Consider the following 14208-nt stretch of genomic DNA (forward strand, 5'->3'; position numbering starts at 1 on the left):
CGCTACCCATCTACCCCAGCGCGCCGCGGACGACTTCGCTACCCCGTGTACCCCAGCGCACCGCAGACGGCTTCGCTACCCCGTGTACCCCAGCGCAGCGCTTGCCGCCGCCGCTTCTTTTTTCACCGCCGCCACCACCTTGCCGCCCGGCGACACGTCGAAGCCGCCTGTCGCGCCCAGCGCCGTCAACACCGCGCAGGGCCGGCCGGTGTGGTCATACAGGGGCGCGGACACCGCGCTGATTCCGCGCAGATTGGTGTCCTTCACCGTCGCACAACCCGCCGCGCGCACGTCGCGCCGCAATACGCCGATGGGATCATCGCGGTCCAGCAAAGCGCGCAATTCCTGCGGTGCGTCCGCCAGTTCCGCCAGCGCCATCTGCTGCACCGGCGCTTCATCCAAGGCACCCAAAAACGCGCGCCCCGTCGCCGACCACAGCATCGACAGCACCGACCCCACGCGCACGTTCACGGTAATCGGCAGGCCCGGTTCTTCGAAGCGAACGATGGTCGGCCCCTTGTTGCCCATCACCGCGATGAAGCACGTGACGGCCAGGCTTTCGCGCAGCCGGATCAGCGCAGGTTCGCTGATTCGTAATGGATCGGCCTGACGCATCGCGGCCACGCCCACGAACAGCGCTTCCAGGCCCAGGTGGTATTGCTGGGTTGCGACCTCCTGATCCACCAGCCCTTCAGCCATCAGACTCATCAGATAGCGGTGCACTTTGGCGGGGCTTTCGCCGACGTGGGCCGCCAGCGCCGTCAGGCTTGCGCGGCCGCCCATGCGGGCCAAGCCCTTCAACACCACCATGCCGGTCTCGGCCGCCTGGACCCGTTGACGGCGGGCGCGCGGGCTGGCGGCAGATTCCAGATCGGAATCGGCAGCAGACGTTTCGGACGGCGGGACGGCTTTGCTCATATCGGGGTGCGGCTCCAGGCAGAGATGGGGTCACTGGCTGGCGCGGCGCGCTGCCAGGGACGGAGCAAGGTTAACCCTTCTTGAAAAATTACGCATTGCGTATATGATTTACGCAAAAGAAGGGATGCCATCAGGCTATCCCAATGAGGAGACAGCCTATGCGCACCTTGAAGCACCCCATCCTGACCGCCCTCTTGGCCCTGCCCTTGCTGGCCTGTGCCGGCGCGTCCGCCCAGCAAGCCCCGTCCGCGTATCCGTCCAAGCCCGTGCGCTGGATCGTGCCTTACGCCGCCGGCGGCGGCTCGGATTTCCTGGCGCGCAGCATCGGCCAGGGCCTGACGGGCCGCCTGAACCAGCCGGTCGTGATCGAGAACAAGCCGGGCGGCAACACCGCCATCGCCGCATCCGAAACCGCCCGCGCGCCCGCCGACGGCTACACCATGCTGTCTGCCGACAACGGCACCCTGGTGTTCAACCCGGCGCTGTACAAGAAGCTGTCATACGACCCCGCGAAAGACCTGGCCCCCGTCACGCTGATGGGCCGCTTCCCGATGATTCTTGTCGTCGGGCCCGCCATGAAGGTCAACACGGTGCAAGAGTTCCTAGCCGAAGCCAAGTCGCGCAAAGACGGACTGGACTACGGTTCGGCCGGCGCCGGCAGCCCGCACCACCTGGCGATGGAACTGCTGAAAGTAGAAAGCGGCCTGACCATGACGCACGTGCCCTACCGCGGCGCATCGCCCGCGCTGGCCGACGTGGCCGGCGGCCAGATTCCCGCGATGATGGTGGACCTGGCCGCGGGCGCCGGCTTCATCAACGGCGGCAAGGTCCGCGCACTGGCCGTGGCCAACCCGACCCGTCTGGCGCAATTGCCTGACGTGCCCACCTTCGCCGAGATCGGCCTGAAGAACGTGGAAGCGGCCGCGCAAGTGGGTGTGGTGGTGCCGGCCGGCACGCCGCAAGCGGTGATCGACACGCTGAACAAGCAGGTCGTCGCCACCATCAATGACCCCGCCACGCGCCAACGCCTGATCGAGTTCGGCATCGAACCCGTCGGCAACACGCCCGCGCAATATGCGGAACTGCTGACGGGCGAACGCGCCCGCTGGCAAAAGCTGATCAGCGATCTGCACATCACGCTGGACTAAGCGCTTTCGGCCTGCCTCGCCCGCGGGGCAGGCCTGCTGCAACACGAATACACGGAAGGATTCCATGAGCCAATCGCCCTCCTCCTCGCGCCCGTCGGGCTGTCCCATCGACCACGCGGCGCTTGCCGCGATGCAAAGCCCCACCGGCTGTCCGGTCAGCGCGCGCGCGGCCGAGTTCGACCCCTTTGGCGACGGCTATCAGCAAGATCCGCCCGAGTACGTGCGCTGGGCGCGCGACCAGGAACCCGTGTTCTACAGCCCCAAACTGGGCTACTGGGTGGTCACGCGTTACGAAGACATCAAGGCCATCTTTCGCGACAACATCACCTTCAGCCCGTCCATCGCGCTGGAAAAAATCACCCCCACCGGCCCCGAAGCCAACGCCGTGCTGGCGTCTTATGGCTACGCCATGAACCGCACGCTGGTGAACGAAGACGAACCCGCCCACATGCCGCGCCGCCGCGTGCTGATGGACCCGTTCACCCCCGAAGAATTGAAGCACCACGAACCCATGGTGCGCCGCCTGACCCGCGAGTACGTCGACCGCTTCATCAACGACGGCCGCGCCGACCTTGTCGACCAGATGCTGTGGGAAGTGCCGCTGACCGTGGCGCTGCATTTCCTGGGCGTGCCGGAAGAAGACATGGACCTGCTGCGCCAATATTCCATCGCGCACACGGTCAACACCTGGGGCCGCCCGCAGCCCGAAGAACAGGTTGCGGTAGCGCATGCCGTCGGCAACTTCTGGCAGCTGGCCGGCAAGATTCTGGACAAGATGCGCCAGGACCCGTCCGGCCCCGGCTGGATGCAGTACGGCTTGCGCAAACAACAGACGCACCCGGATGTCGTCACCGATTCCTACCTGCATTCCATGATGATGGCCGGCATCGTCGCCGCCCACGAAACCACCGCCAACGCCTCGGCCAACGCCATCAAGCTGCTGCTGCAACACCCCGACGCCTGGCGCGAAATCTGCGAAGACCCTGACCTGATCCCCAACGCCGTCGAAGAATGCCTGCGCCACAACGGCTCGGTCGCCGCCTGGCGCCGGCTGGCCACGCGCGACGTCGAGATCGCCGGCGTGCCGATTCCGGCGGGGTCAAAACTGCTGATCGTCACCTCATCCGCCAACCACGACGAAGGCCAATTTGCCGACGCCGACCTCTTCGACATCCGCCGTGAAAACGCCAGCGACCAGCTCACCTTTGGCTATGGCTCACACCAATGCATGGGCAAGAACTTGGCCCGCATGGAAATGCAGATCTTCCTGGAAGAACTCACGCGCCGGCTGCCGCATCTGAAGCTGTCAGAACAGGCATTTACGTATGTGCCGAACACGTCGTTTCGTGGGCCGGAGCATTTGTGGGTGGAATGGGATGCCACGAAAAACCCGGAACTGGCGTCGCCCGAACTGCTGAACGATCAACACCCGGTACGTATCGGCGAGCCCTCATCGCACGCCATCACACGGCCTGTGCTCGTGCAAAGCGCGGTCGACGCCGCTGACGGCATCGTGCGCTTGCGCTTGGTGTCGCCCGATGGAAAGCCCCTGCCCCGCTGGACGCCGGGTTCGCATATCGATGTGGAATGCGGCGATACCGGTTTGTCGCGCCAGTACTCACTGTGCGGCGATCCTGCGGACGCAGGCGTATTTGAAATTGCGGTGCTGAAGGAAACAGAAGGCCGAGGCGGCTCTGCATGGATGCACGCAAACGCGGTTGCCGGTGCGCGCCTGCGCATCCGTGGTCCGCGCAATCACTTCCGGATGAACGAAGCCGCAGGCAAGCTGATCCTGATTGCCGGAGGCATCGGCATCACCCCCATCAGCGCCATGGCGCGGCGTGCGAAGGAGCTGGGCTTGGATTACCAGCTGCACTACAGCGGCCGGTCGCGCGTCTGCATGGCGATGTTGGAAGAGCTAGCGGCCCTGCACGGGGACCGCATGCATGCCCACGTAAAAGACGAAGGCACGCGCGCCGACTATGCGGCGCTGCTGTCCCAGCCCGACGCCAGCACGCAGATTTACGCGTGCGGGCCGCAGGGGTTGCTGGATGCGCTGGCCGGATGTTGCGCGTCGTGGCCAGAGGATGCGTTGCGAGTCGAGCACTTCCATTCCACCCTGGGCACGTTGGACCCGTCGAAGGAACAAGCGTTTGAAGTGGTGCTGAAGGATTCCGGCATCGTTCTGAACGTACCCGCAGATCAGACCTTACTGACGGCGCTGCGCGGCGCAAATATCGACGTGCAAAGCGATTGCGAGGAAGGGCTTTGCGGGTCGTGCGAAGTGCGAGTGCTGGAAGGCCAGATTGATCATCGAGATGTGGTGCTGACACGCGCAGAGCGGGATGCGAACAACAAGATGATGGCGTGCTGTTCGCGTGCGTGCGGAGGTGGGAAAGTGGTGTTGGAGCTTTGAAGTTCCAAGGTTCCGCTTTTTAACCAGCCGCCATCCGATCCCGCGTGGATACCATCCATACAGAATCGGATGGCGACGTTTTATCTAGTTCTGTTGTCTCATCCACTAGTTAACCTCACGCCCATCGCGCGGCGGCGATGACCTTAACGCCGTCCTCCGACTAGTACAAAAAGCGGTGTACATCCCTTCAGCAGGGAAACCACTTGGACGGCAAACGCACGAGCACCGTGATAGCGTGCCTCACGCGGGCATCATCCCAGCCAGCAGCAGATGTATCGCAAGACTCGATCTGTGGGGAGCTGAACATGGTGAAGAATCTGGCCATCTTCTTTGATGGCACGTGGAACGAACCCAACGACCGCACGAACGCCTACGAGCTTTACAAAGCCGCGCCCGAAACCAGCACGCAAGAAACCCTGTACATCGAAGGCGTCGGCACGCAGGGCCAAGGCCTGTGGACCGCCGTCGACAAGTTCTTGGGCGGCGCATTCGGCGCGGGGCTATCCGCCAACATTCGCCACGGCTATCAATGGCTTTGCCAACGCCAGGAACCCGGCGATCACATTTTTCTATTTGGCTTCAGCCGTGGCGCATACTCGGCTCGCAGCCTGGCCGGCATGGTCCGTAAATGCGGCCTGCTCAAAAATCCCACCGACGACAACGTCACTGAAGCCTACGCGCTGTATCGCGACGACTGCCTGCCGTCTTCCATCGACGCCCTCTCGTTTCGCGCGCAATTCTCGCGCGAGACCGACCTGCACTTTGTCGGCGTGTGGGACACCGTGGGCAGCTTAGGGATTCCCGTCGGCGGAATTTCGTTTCCCGGATTCTCGAAGTTCTATAACTTTCACGACACCGAGCTGAGTAATCACGTGCATCACGCCTATCACGCGATTGCTACGAACGAGTATCGCGAACCGTACTTTCCGACGTTGTGGACAAGGCTTGCGACATCGGAACCGCGTCCGGCGGACAGGCCGGTCGAGCAGCGCTGGTTTATTGGCGCGCACTCGGATATCGGTGGAGGGTATCGGGACGGGAGCTTGCAGACCTTGCCTGCGGCTTGGTTGCAGGAAAAGGCCCGACAGGTCGGGCTAGAAGCAGGGGTTGTGCAGCGGATATCTACGGACTACGACCAGTGCGAACCGCATGATTCGTACAAGGAGTTTACGGAGAAGGTGCTGATTCATGTGAAGAAGCGGCCGCGGGTTTGGGATGGGGAGACGGTGTTGAATTTGACGGTGGATGAACGGATGGCGAAGCGCGTCGAACAACACCCTCTGTACATGAAAGACTATCCTGATTTCAAAGCTGCGTTGGCGGAACTTCCTGTGGGGCGGGCCTGAGCCGTGCTTTAAGGTGTCAGACTCCAAAAAAACCCAAAAAAAAACCCCGACGATCTCTCGTCGGGGAGTCCCTGCACACACAACACCGTTTACTCAGTTCGCGTACACCTTGATCTGATCGCTCTTCAGCACATCCGGCGTCAGGCTCTTCTCAATCCACTCCATCGACGTATCCGCCACTCCGGGCGTGACCAGCTCCGCCGGCACGATGGTGATGTCGGCCAGCACCTTGAACGGGTACTTGTCGCTCTTTTTCGTCACGCCGAACAACTGCGCTTCCAGGCCTTGGCCGTCGGCGCGGTGCATTTTGACTTCGCGGCCGTAGCCTTTGAAGGTCACGTCATGCATGGCGGCGGCCACTTGTTCCGGGGTGGGCCAGGCGCCGTTGTTGTCTTTGATGGCTTTCTCGTAGCCGGCTTTCAACCCCTGGATGGCTTGCACCATGTGGTAGACCGAGTAGATCGGATAGGCGCCCGTCTTGTCGTGGAACTTCTTCACGAAAGCCTGGTGCTGCGGATCGTCCTTGGTTTCCGGGTGCAGGAAGTAGTGGTCGCCGCGCGCGCCGACGTAGACGCCTTCGGGCAAGGCATTGCCCAAGCGCTCCAGCGAGCTTTCGGCCAGCGACAGCACGAAGGTGGAGTTCTTGAACAGGTTGCGTTGCGAGGCCTGGCGCACGAAGTTGTCCAGGTCGCCGCCCCACGACGTGGACACGATGACGTCCGGGCGCAGCGCTTGCAGGCGGCTGATTTCGGTGGAGAAGTCGGCGGCGCCGAACTTGGGGAACATCTCGGCCACGACCTTGACGTCGGGCTTGAACTTCTTCAGCGCGGCCAGGAAGATGTCGCGCGAATCGCGGCCCCAGGCGTAGTCCTGGTTGACGATGGCGATCGTCTTGAAGTCAGGTTTTACCTTCATCAGGTACAGCACCTGCGCGACCATTTCAGTGGTGGCGTTGGCCTGTGTGCGGACGACGTACTTGTACTTCTTGCCTTCCAGGGCCTTTTCCGTGCCGCAGTCCCACAGCACGTTCAGCACCTTCAGGTCTTCGGCGACGGGGGCCACGATGTTGCAGTGGCCGCTGGAGATGGCCGAAAGCATCACGCGCGTGCCGCCTTCGGCCAAGCGGCGATATTCGGACAGTAGCTTTTCACCGCCGCCGCCTTCGTCGATGTAGCTGGGCACGAGCTTGACGCCGTCGATGCCGCCTGCGGCATTGATGTCCTGGATCAGGATCTCGGCCGCGTCGCGGGCGGGCACGCCGAACACCGAGGCCGAGCCCGACAGGAACGTCGAGATGCCGATGTTCAGTTCTTTGGGCTTGTCAGCGGCGCTGGCCAGCGCCGTGAAGCCTGACAGCAGGGTGGCGCCTAACAGGGCAGCCAGTCTTGAAGTTTTCATGGTCTTGTCTCCAGTGTTGTAGTCGGGTCTATGCCCTTAGAAAACGATGGCGTCGCGCAGGCTGCCGCCGGTGGCGAGGTGATCGAACCCCTCGTTGATCTGGTCCAGCGAAAACGATTTGCCCATCATCCGGTCCACCGGCAACTGGCCGGCTTTGTACAGGTCGATGTAGCGGGTGATGTCGATGGCCGGCACGCCCGAGCCCAGGTAGCTGCCGCGTATGTCGCGCTCTTCGCCCACCATCTGCGACAGCGACAACGGGAAGCTGAACTTCGGGTTGGGCAAACCCGACGTGACGGTGGCGCCGCCGCGGCGGGTGAGTTTGTAGGCGGTCTCGAACGCAGGCACCGCGCCCGCCATGTCAAAGCCGTAGTCCACGCGGCCGCCTGCCAGGTCGAAGAGATCGTCGTCGGATTTGATCTGCTTGGGGTTCACGACATGCGTGGCACCGAGTTCGCGGGCCAGCGCCAGCTTCTCGTCGCTGAGATCAACGGCGACGACGCGGCGCGCGCCGGCGGCCACAGCGGCCAGCAAGGCGGACAAGCCCACGCCGCCCAGGCCCACGATGGCGGCGGTGTCACCCGCTTTGATGCGCGCACGATTCAGCACGGCGCCCGCCCCGGTCAGCACCGCGCAGCCGAACAACGCGGCTTCGCGATGGCTGAGTTCAACGTTGACCTTGACGCAAGACCGGCGCGACACCACCGCGTATTCCGCGAAGCAGGATACGCCCGTATGGTGGTTGATGTATTCGTCGCCGATGTGCAGACGGCGGTCGCCGCCCAGCAGCGTGCCTTGGGTGTTGGCGGCGGCGCCTGGCTCGCACAGCGCGGGCCGGCCTTCCATGCAGGGGTTGCAGCAGCCGCAGCTTGGCACGAACACCATCGCCACATGGTCACCGGGTTTCAGGTCGGTAACGCCAGGGCCCGTTTCCACTACCTCGCCGGACGACTCATGCCCCAGCACAATCGGCACGCCACGCGGGCGGTCGCCGTTGATGACTGACAAGTCCGAATGGCACAGGCCTGCCGCCTTGATCCGCACCAGCACCTCGCCCGTACCGGGCGGGTCGAGTTCGATCTCGGTGATGGTCAATGGCCGGGTCTGGGCGTACGGGCCTTCCACCCCTACGTTGCGCAACAACGCCGCTTTGATTTTCATGCGCCTGACATCCTGGTAGGTCAAAGACGGCCGGCGCGCGCCGGCCGATCCGAATCAATCAGACGGTGCGCCCGCCGTCCACCGGGAACTCAACGCCGGTGATGAATTCCGCCGCGTCGCTCGCCAGGAACAACGCGGCCGCCGCCACATCCGACGGCTGGCAGAAGCGGCCCAGCGGAATCGTGGAGACGAACTTGGCGCGGTTCTCCGGCGTGTCCGGCAGACCCATGAACAGCTCGAACATGCCGGTAATGCCCATCACGGGGCAGATGGCGTTCACGCGGATGCCGTCCGGGCCCAGTTCCACCGCCATGGATTTCGACAGCACGTTCACCGCGCCTTTGGACGCGTTGTACCAGCTGAGGCCGGGGCGCGGACGGATGCCGGCGGTGGACCCGATGTTCAGAATCACGCCGCGCTTCTGCTTGCGCATCACGGGCACCACGGCTTGCGCCATGTGATAAATCGACTTCACGTTGATGTCGAACATGCGGTCGAACATGGCCTCGTCCACGTCCAGCATCGGCTGGTTCTTGTGGGTGATGGCGGCGTTGTTGACGACGATGTCGACCGAACCGAATGTGTCCTGGCAAACGCGCACGACGTTGTCGATGTCGGCGCGGCTGGACACGTCGGCCTTCACGGCCACGGCCGCAGCGCCCACTTCGGCCGCCACGCGGTCGGCGGCTTCCTTGTTGATGTCGGCGATGACGACCTTCGCGCCTTCCTTCGCGTACAGCTTGACGATGCCTTCGCCGAAACCGCTGCCGCCGCCCGTGACGATGGCGACCTTACCTTGCAACTGACTCATGACTGGACTCCGGAAATTGCGCGGCGATCACTCGCCATAGAATTGGATCAACGTTTTGGTCGTGCTCATTTCTTCCAGGGCGATGAAGCCCTTCTCGCGCCCGTGGCCGCTTTTCTTCACGCCGCCAAACGGCAGTTCCACGCCGCCGCCCGCGCCAAAACCGTTGATGTAGACCTGGCCGCATTTGATGCCGCGCGCAACACGCTGCTGGCGTCCGCCGTTCTCGGTCCAGACCGCGCCCAGCAGGCCGTAGTCGGTGGCGTTGGCCAGCCGGATGGCGTCGGCTTCGGTGTCAAACGGCAGCGCCACCAGCACCGGCCCGAAGATCTCTTCGGTCAGCAAGGTGCTGTCATGCGACGGCGCGGCAAACAGCGTCGGTTTGACGAAGTAGCCGCCTGCGGGCACGCCATCGGCAATCGTGCCTTCGGCCGCGACCTTCAAGCCGTCAGCCAGACCCTTGGCGATGAAGCGGTTGACGCGGTCAAACTGCGCCTTGTTGACGACGGGGCCGCAGGTCAGGTCCATGTCCGGCGTGCCGGCGCGCACCTTCGAGAATTCCTCGGCCAGCGCGTTCATGAACTCGGCATAGATGCCCTTTTGCACCAGCAGGCGGCTGCCCGCCGTGCAGGTCTGGCCGGCGTTGTGCACGATGCCCTTCACAATGGCGGGAATGGCCAGCTTGAACTTGGCGTCGTCGAACACGATGTGCGCCGATTTGCCGCCCAGCTCCAGCACGCACTTGACCGCGTTGACAGCGGCCGCTTGCTGGATCAGCACGCCCACTTCGTTCGACCCGGTAAACGTGATGAAGTTGATATCCGAATGGCGCGACAGGCTGGCGCCCGCCTCTTCGCCCAGGCCCGTCACGATGTTCAATGCGCCCGCGGGAAAGCCCACTTCCAGCGCCAGTTCCGCCACGCGGATGATCGACAGGCACGCGTCTTCGGCGGGTTTGACGACGCTGGCGTTGCCCATGGCCAAGGCCGGCGCCACGCTGCGGCCAAACATTTGCGCCGGGTAGTTCCACGGAATGATGTGGGCGGTAACGCCCAGCGGTTCGCGGATCAGCTGAACCGAATAGTCTTTCTGGAACGGAATGGTCTGGCCATGCACCTTGTCGGCTGCGCCGCCGTAGAACTCGAAGTAGCGCGCCAGCACGGTGATGTCGGCGCGTGCGGTGGACATGGGCTTGCCGGTGTCGCGCGATTCCAGTTGCGCCAGCTCTTCGTGGTGCGCCAGCACGGATTCACCCAGACGCAGCAGCAGGCGGCCGCGGTCCAGCGCCGTCATGCGGCCCCAATCGCCTTCCAGCGCGGCGCGCGCGGCTTTGACGGCGGCGTTCACGTCGGCCTCCTGGCCGCGCGGAATGGTGGTGAACACGTCGCCGTTGACGGGCGACACCACGTCAATGCTGCGGCCGTCTTGGGCGTCGACCTTGCGGCCGTCGATAATCATCTGCGTCATGGAATGTCTCCGGGAATTCAATTCAAGGTGATCGAGCCGCGCTCAATCGTCCAGATCTGGTCAGGGATATCGCCCAATAGCTTCACGTTGGATTCGGTGATCACGACGCACAGCTCGGGTTGCAGTTCTTTCAGCCGCCCAAGCGCTTCGGTGTAGTCACGCGCAAGCTTGGGGGCCAGACCCTGGAAGGGTTCGTCCAGCATCAGCAGGCGGGTGCCCACCATGATGGCGCGCGCCAGCGCCACCATCTTTCCCTGGCCGCCCGACAGCGCCGAACCCGAGCGGCCCAGCATGGGCTCCAGCTGCGGCACTACCTTCAGCACCGTGGCGATGCGGGCGGCGATGTCGGCCTTGGACTGCCCCTGCACTTCGCAGGGCAGGTTCAGGTTTTCTTCCACGGTCATGGTCGGGAAGATGACGCGGTCTTCCGGCGCGTAGCCCACTTTCAGCGCGGCGCGCTTGTGGCCGGGCATGGCGGTCAGGTCGGCCCCGTCAAAGGCGATCTTGCCCGACTTGATCTTGGTCAGGCCCATGATGGTGCGCAACAGCGTGGTCTTGCCCGCGCCGTTGCGGCCGACGATGCCGATGGTTTTTGAGGATTCGAAACTTGCGTTGACGTCGCGCAGGATGCGGTTTCCCGCCAGGTCGACGTTGATGGCCGATAGATTCAACATGGTTCAGGCCCCCAGCACTTCGCTTTTGATCTGCGGGTTATTCAAGACTTCGCTGGGCGAGCCGTCGGCGGCCACCTTGCCCGCAATCCAGGCCGCTACCCGCGTGGCGTAGCGCGACACAATGTCCACATCGTGCTCAACGAACCAGCTCGTCACGCGGCGTTCATCCAGCGCGTGCATCACGGTTTCCATCAGCGCGAATTTGTCTTCGGACGCCACGCCGCTGGTGGGCTCGTCCATGATCAGCAGCTTGGGCCGCAAGGCCAGCGCCATCGCCACATCCAGCAGCTTGCGCTTGCCTTCGGGCAGTTCGATGGACGCTTCATCGGCTTCGGGCAACAGGCCCACCAGGTCCAGCGTGGCGTCCACTTCGCGTTCGTCGATGGTGCTTTCCAGCGAGCGGAACCAGCTCAGTTCCTTGTTGCGGCGCGCGGCGGCAATCTGCACGCATTCGCGCACGGTGTGTTCCGTGAACAGCTGCGGCAACTGGAACGAACGGCCCAGCCCCAGGCGCACGATCTTGCGCGGCGCCATGGCCGTGACGTCGCGCCCGTCGAAGTACACCTTGCCCTTGGACGGCGCCAGGTAGCCCGTGCAGATGTTGATGAAGGTGGTCTTGCCCGCGCCGTTCTGGCCAATGACGGCCAGCCGTTCGCCTTCGTGCAATTCGAAATTGATGTTGTCCGCCGCCACCACGCCGCCGAACGCCAGATACAGGTCAGTCGTTTGAATCAGGGGTTTCATCTTCAGTTCCTTACCGGCACGCGGGATTGCAGCGTGGCGTTGGCGCGCGCCTGAGCGCGTGCGCGGTCACGCTTCTGCGTGGCGATGCGTTTCATGATCTGGCCCACAAAGCCGGTGGGGAACATGAAGATCACCAGGATCAGCGTGAGGCCCAGCAGGAACTGCCACAGGCCGGGGAAGTACGCCGCCGACACCAGCTTCACCGATTCAAACCCCACCGCACCCAGGAACGCGCCCGCCGCGTGGCCGGCGCCGCCCAGAATGGTGATGAACACGAATTCACCCGAGCGCAGCCACGAGCCGATTTCCGGCGTGACCAGGCCCTGCATCAGCGCCAGGATGGCGCCCGAAAAGCCCACCACCACAGCGGACAGCAAGTAACCCTTCCACATGATGAAGTACGCGGAAAAGCCCAGATATTCGATGCGCGTTTCGTTCGTCTTGATGGCCGACAGGGCTTGCCCGCTGCCCGACCGGAAGTAGCGCTGCACCCACCAGGCCAGCACCATCGACAACACCAGCGTCACCACCAGCAGCGCGCGTTCAAACGATTCGCGCTCCATCACGATGCCGGCCAGGGTTGGGCGCACGATGCGCAGGCCGTCGGAGCCGCCCGTCAAGGTGTAGAGCTTGCCCAGCAGTGCGAACAGCACCATGCTCAGCGCCAGGTTCAGCATGCCGAAGAAGATGCCGCGGTACCGCACGACGAAGAGACCAATGACGATGGCAGCCAGGAAGCTGGCGACGACGCCTGCCAGGATCAGCACCAGCGCATCCGCGCCCGGCATGGCGCGCGCCAGGAAGGCGACGGTGTAGGCCGAGATGCAGGAATACATCGCATGGCCAAACGAAATCTGGCCCGCGCGCGCCATCACCGACACGCCCAGCGCAGCAATCGCGTAGGTCAGGCCGATGACGATCGGGGTGATGGTCCAAGACAAGGTGTAGCCAAGAATAAGCGTGGCAACGGCGGCCACAAGGCTGAGTACGGCAACTTTCATCAGATCCTCCGGGCCTGGGCGACGGTGAACAGGCCGTGCGGCCGAATGATCAGCACCAGCACCATGATGATGTACGGCACCGCCACTTCGAGCTCGGGCGCGGCGTACACGGCGATGGCGCGGATGATGCCAATCAGCAACGCGGCAATCAGCGCGCCTGTGATCTGCCCCAAGCCAGCGGTGGCGACGACGGCGAACGACAGCACCGTCATGTCGGTGCCTGCGCCCGGCACCAGCGACGTGGTGGGCGCGGCCAATGCGCCGCCCAGCGCGCCAAGAATGGTGGCGATCACAAAGGTGACGTAGCCGATCTTCTTGGCGTTGATGCCCAACGACGTCGCGACTTCGCGGTTGTGCGTGGTGGCCACCGTCTGCTTGCCCAGCTTGGTGTGGCGCAGGAAGAATTCCAGGCACACGTAGGCCAGCACCGCCACCACCGGCACCACCACAAGCTGATAGGTGGTGTAGGTGATGTCGCCAATTTCGATATTGCCCAGCCGGTTCACGACTTCGCTGGCGCTGTAGGGCTGCGCGCCCCAGAGCAGGCGCTGGATGTCTTCCAGCATCAGAAAGCCGCCAAACGTGATCAGCAATTTAAGAATGGGGTCGTAGTTTTGCGCCCGGCGAATCAGCACGAATTCCATGATGCTGCCCAGCGCCAAACCCACAGCGATGGCTGCCACGAACAAAGCGGCGAACAGCAGGAAGGGGGAGTCTGTCTTGGGCGCCAGAAACATGACGAGGCTGGCGGCGGCGTAACCCCCGAAGGCGTAGAACGCGCCATGGGCGACATTCAAGATGCCCATCACGCCGAACACCAGGGTTAACCCCATCGACACCAGGAACAGCAGACTGGCGTATGCCACGCCATCCACCAAGGCGAGAGGCAATAGATCCAAGGTCAAGCGTCTTCTCCCAATACGCTAAGCACCTGCCACCAGGCTCGCGCATTGCCGCGGCAACATCGCGTCCTGCTTGGCGGTGCGGGCGTGTCGCCCAGGACGCGCATGGCGCGCCCTTGTCTCGTTATGGACCTTGCCGTGCCTGTTCGCGATGCGCTGCGTAACGGGCCGGAAGGCGTTTATGTGGAGGAGTCCGAAGGTTGGCTGCCGCCGCTTTTCGTACTC

At 63.6% G+C, this 14208-nt stretch carries 12 protein-coding genes; 3 read left to right on the forward strand and 9 right to left on the reverse strand.

From position 1 onward, the window contains the following. Positions 1 to 75: 75 nt before the first annotated feature. Positions 76 to 918 carry an IclR family transcriptional regulator gene (locus AC1DB0_RS24575; protein ID WP_082387065.1) on the reverse strand — a complete coding sequence of 281 codons (843 nt, stop codon included), beginning with the start codon at positions 916 to 918 and terminating at the stop codon, positions 76 to 78. 158 nt (positions 919 to 1076) lie between these two features. Here AC1DB0_RS24575 and AC1DB0_RS24580 point away from each other — a divergent pair, with 158 nt between their 5' ends. From AC1DB0_RS24580 to AC1DB0_RS24590, 3 genes are all read left to right on the forward strand, one after another. Beyond that, entirely contained in the window at positions 1077 to 2066 is a 990-nt protein-coding gene (locus tag AC1DB0_RS24580) for a Bug family tripartite tricarboxylate transporter substrate binding protein (protein ID WP_054423249.1), read from the forward strand. A 64-nt stretch (positions 2067 to 2130) separates the two neighbouring features. Next, positions 2131 to 4482, forward strand: a complete 2352-nt coding sequence (locus AC1DB0_RS24585) for a cytochrome P450 (RefSeq protein WP_476758142.1) — start codon at positions 2131 to 2133, stop codon at positions 4480 to 4482. Between the two features lie 305 nt (positions 4483 to 4787). Then, positions 4788 to 5828: a DUF2235 domain-containing protein gene (locus tag AC1DB0_RS24590; RefSeq protein WP_441371646.1), complete on the forward strand. Its 1041-nt coding sequence runs from the start codon at positions 4788 to 4790 to the stop codon at positions 5826 to 5828. 93 nt (positions 5829 to 5921) lie between these two features. On the opposite strand, the gene AC1DB0_RS24595 is transcribed toward AC1DB0_RS24590, so the two are convergent. Genes AC1DB0_RS24595 through AC1DB0_RS24630 form a run of 8 tightly spaced genes read right to left on the reverse strand, consistent with a single transcriptional unit; the run spans position 5922 to position 13986 of the window. Continuing rightward, on the reverse strand, positions 5922 to 7226 hold the full coding sequence (locus tag AC1DB0_RS24595) for an ABC transporter substrate-binding protein (protein WP_476758143.1): 1305 nt from the start codon (positions 7224 to 7226) through the stop codon (positions 5922 to 5924). 36 nt (positions 7227 to 7262) lie between these two features. Then, positions 7263 to 8387, reverse strand: a complete 1125-nt coding sequence (locus tag AC1DB0_RS24600; RefSeq protein WP_054427594.1) for a zinc-dependent alcohol dehydrogenase family protein — start codon at positions 8385 to 8387, stop codon at positions 7263 to 7265. A gap of 58 nt (positions 8388 to 8445) precedes the next feature. Next, positions 8446 to 9198, reverse strand: coding sequence for a glucose 1-dehydrogenase (locus AC1DB0_RS24605; RefSeq protein WP_054427593.1), 753 nt, complete (start codon positions 9196 to 9198; stop codon positions 8446 to 8448). 27 nt (positions 9199 to 9225) lie between these two features. Further along, the gene (locus AC1DB0_RS24610; protein WP_476758144.1) at positions 9226 to 10662 is read right to left on the reverse strand and encodes an aldehyde dehydrogenase family protein; all 1437 of its coding nucleotides are present in this window, start codon (positions 10660 to 10662) and stop codon (positions 9226 to 9228) included. A 17-nt stretch (positions 10663 to 10679) separates the two neighbouring features. Further along, positions 10680 to 11336, reverse strand: a complete 657-nt coding sequence (locus tag AC1DB0_RS24615) for an ABC transporter ATP-binding protein (protein WP_476758145.1) — start codon at positions 11334 to 11336, stop codon at positions 10680 to 10682. A gap of 3 nt (positions 11337 to 11339) precedes the next feature. Continuing rightward, positions 11340 to 12080: an ABC transporter ATP-binding protein gene (locus AC1DB0_RS24620; protein ID WP_054427590.1), complete on the reverse strand. Its 741-nt coding sequence runs from the start codon at positions 12078 to 12080 to the stop codon at positions 11340 to 11342. Between the two features lie 2 nt (positions 12081 to 12082). Next, a complete protein-coding gene (locus AC1DB0_RS24625; protein ID WP_476758146.1) occupies positions 12083 to 13081 on the reverse strand; it encodes a branched-chain amino acid ABC transporter permease in 999 nt (332 codons plus the stop codon). Next, complete coding sequence (locus AC1DB0_RS24630) at positions 13081 to 13986, reverse strand: branched-chain amino acid ABC transporter permease (RefSeq protein ID WP_054427588.1); 906 nt, start codon at positions 13984 to 13986, stop codon at positions 13081 to 13083. Before AC1DB0_RS24630 ends, AC1DB0_RS24625 begins: the two co-directional genes overlap by 1 nt. Positions 13987 to 14208: the final 222 nt, after the last annotated feature.

Source organism: Achromobacter sp. 10T422, assembly GCF_056394065.1.

What these genes read in the sequence shown, in the direction of transcription:
- AC1DB0_RS24610 (WP_476758144.1), bottom strand. Translation starts at nt 10,662, where the DNA reads ATGACGCAGATGATTATCGACGGCCGCAAGGTCGACGCCCAAGACGGC.
- AC1DB0_RS24600 (WP_054427594.1), bottom strand. Translation starts at nt 8,387, where the DNA reads ATGAAAATCAAAGCGGCGTTGTTGCGCAACGTAGGGGTGGAAGGCCCG.
- AC1DB0_RS24615 (WP_476758145.1), bottom strand. Translation starts at nt 11,336, where the DNA reads ATGTTGAATCTATCGGCCATCAACGTCGACCTGGCGGGAAACCGCATC.
- AC1DB0_RS24575 (WP_082387065.1), bottom strand. Translation starts at nt 918, where the DNA reads ATGAGCAAAGCCGTCCCGCCGTCCGAAACGTCTGCTGCCGATTCCGAT.
- AC1DB0_RS24605 (WP_054427593.1), bottom strand. Translation starts at nt 9,198, where the DNA reads ATGAGTCAGTTGCAAGGTAAGGTCGCCATCGTCACGGGCGGCGGCAGC.
- AC1DB0_RS24620 (WP_054427590.1), bottom strand. Translation starts at nt 12,080, where the DNA reads ATGAAACCCCTGATTCAAACGACTGACCTGTATCTGGCGTTCGGCGGC.
- AC1DB0_RS24585 (WP_476758142.1), top strand. Translation starts at nt 2,131, where the DNA reads ATGAGCCAATCGCCCTCCTCCTCGCGCCCGTCGGGCTGTCCCATCGAC.
- AC1DB0_RS24625 (WP_476758146.1), bottom strand. Translation starts at nt 13,081, where the DNA reads ATGAAAGTTGCCGTACTCAGCCTTGTGGCCGCCGTTGCCACGCTTATT.
- AC1DB0_RS24595 (WP_476758143.1), bottom strand. Translation starts at nt 7,226, where the DNA reads ATGAAAACTTCAAGACTGGCTGCCCTGTTAGGCGCCACCCTGCTGTCA.
- AC1DB0_RS24590 (WP_441371646.1), top strand. Translation starts at nt 4,788, where the DNA reads ATGGTGAAGAATCTGGCCATCTTCTTTGATGGCACGTGGAACGAACCC.
- AC1DB0_RS24580 (WP_054423249.1), top strand. Translation starts at nt 1,077, where the DNA reads ATGCGCACCTTGAAGCACCCCATCCTGACCGCCCTCTTGGCCCTGCCC.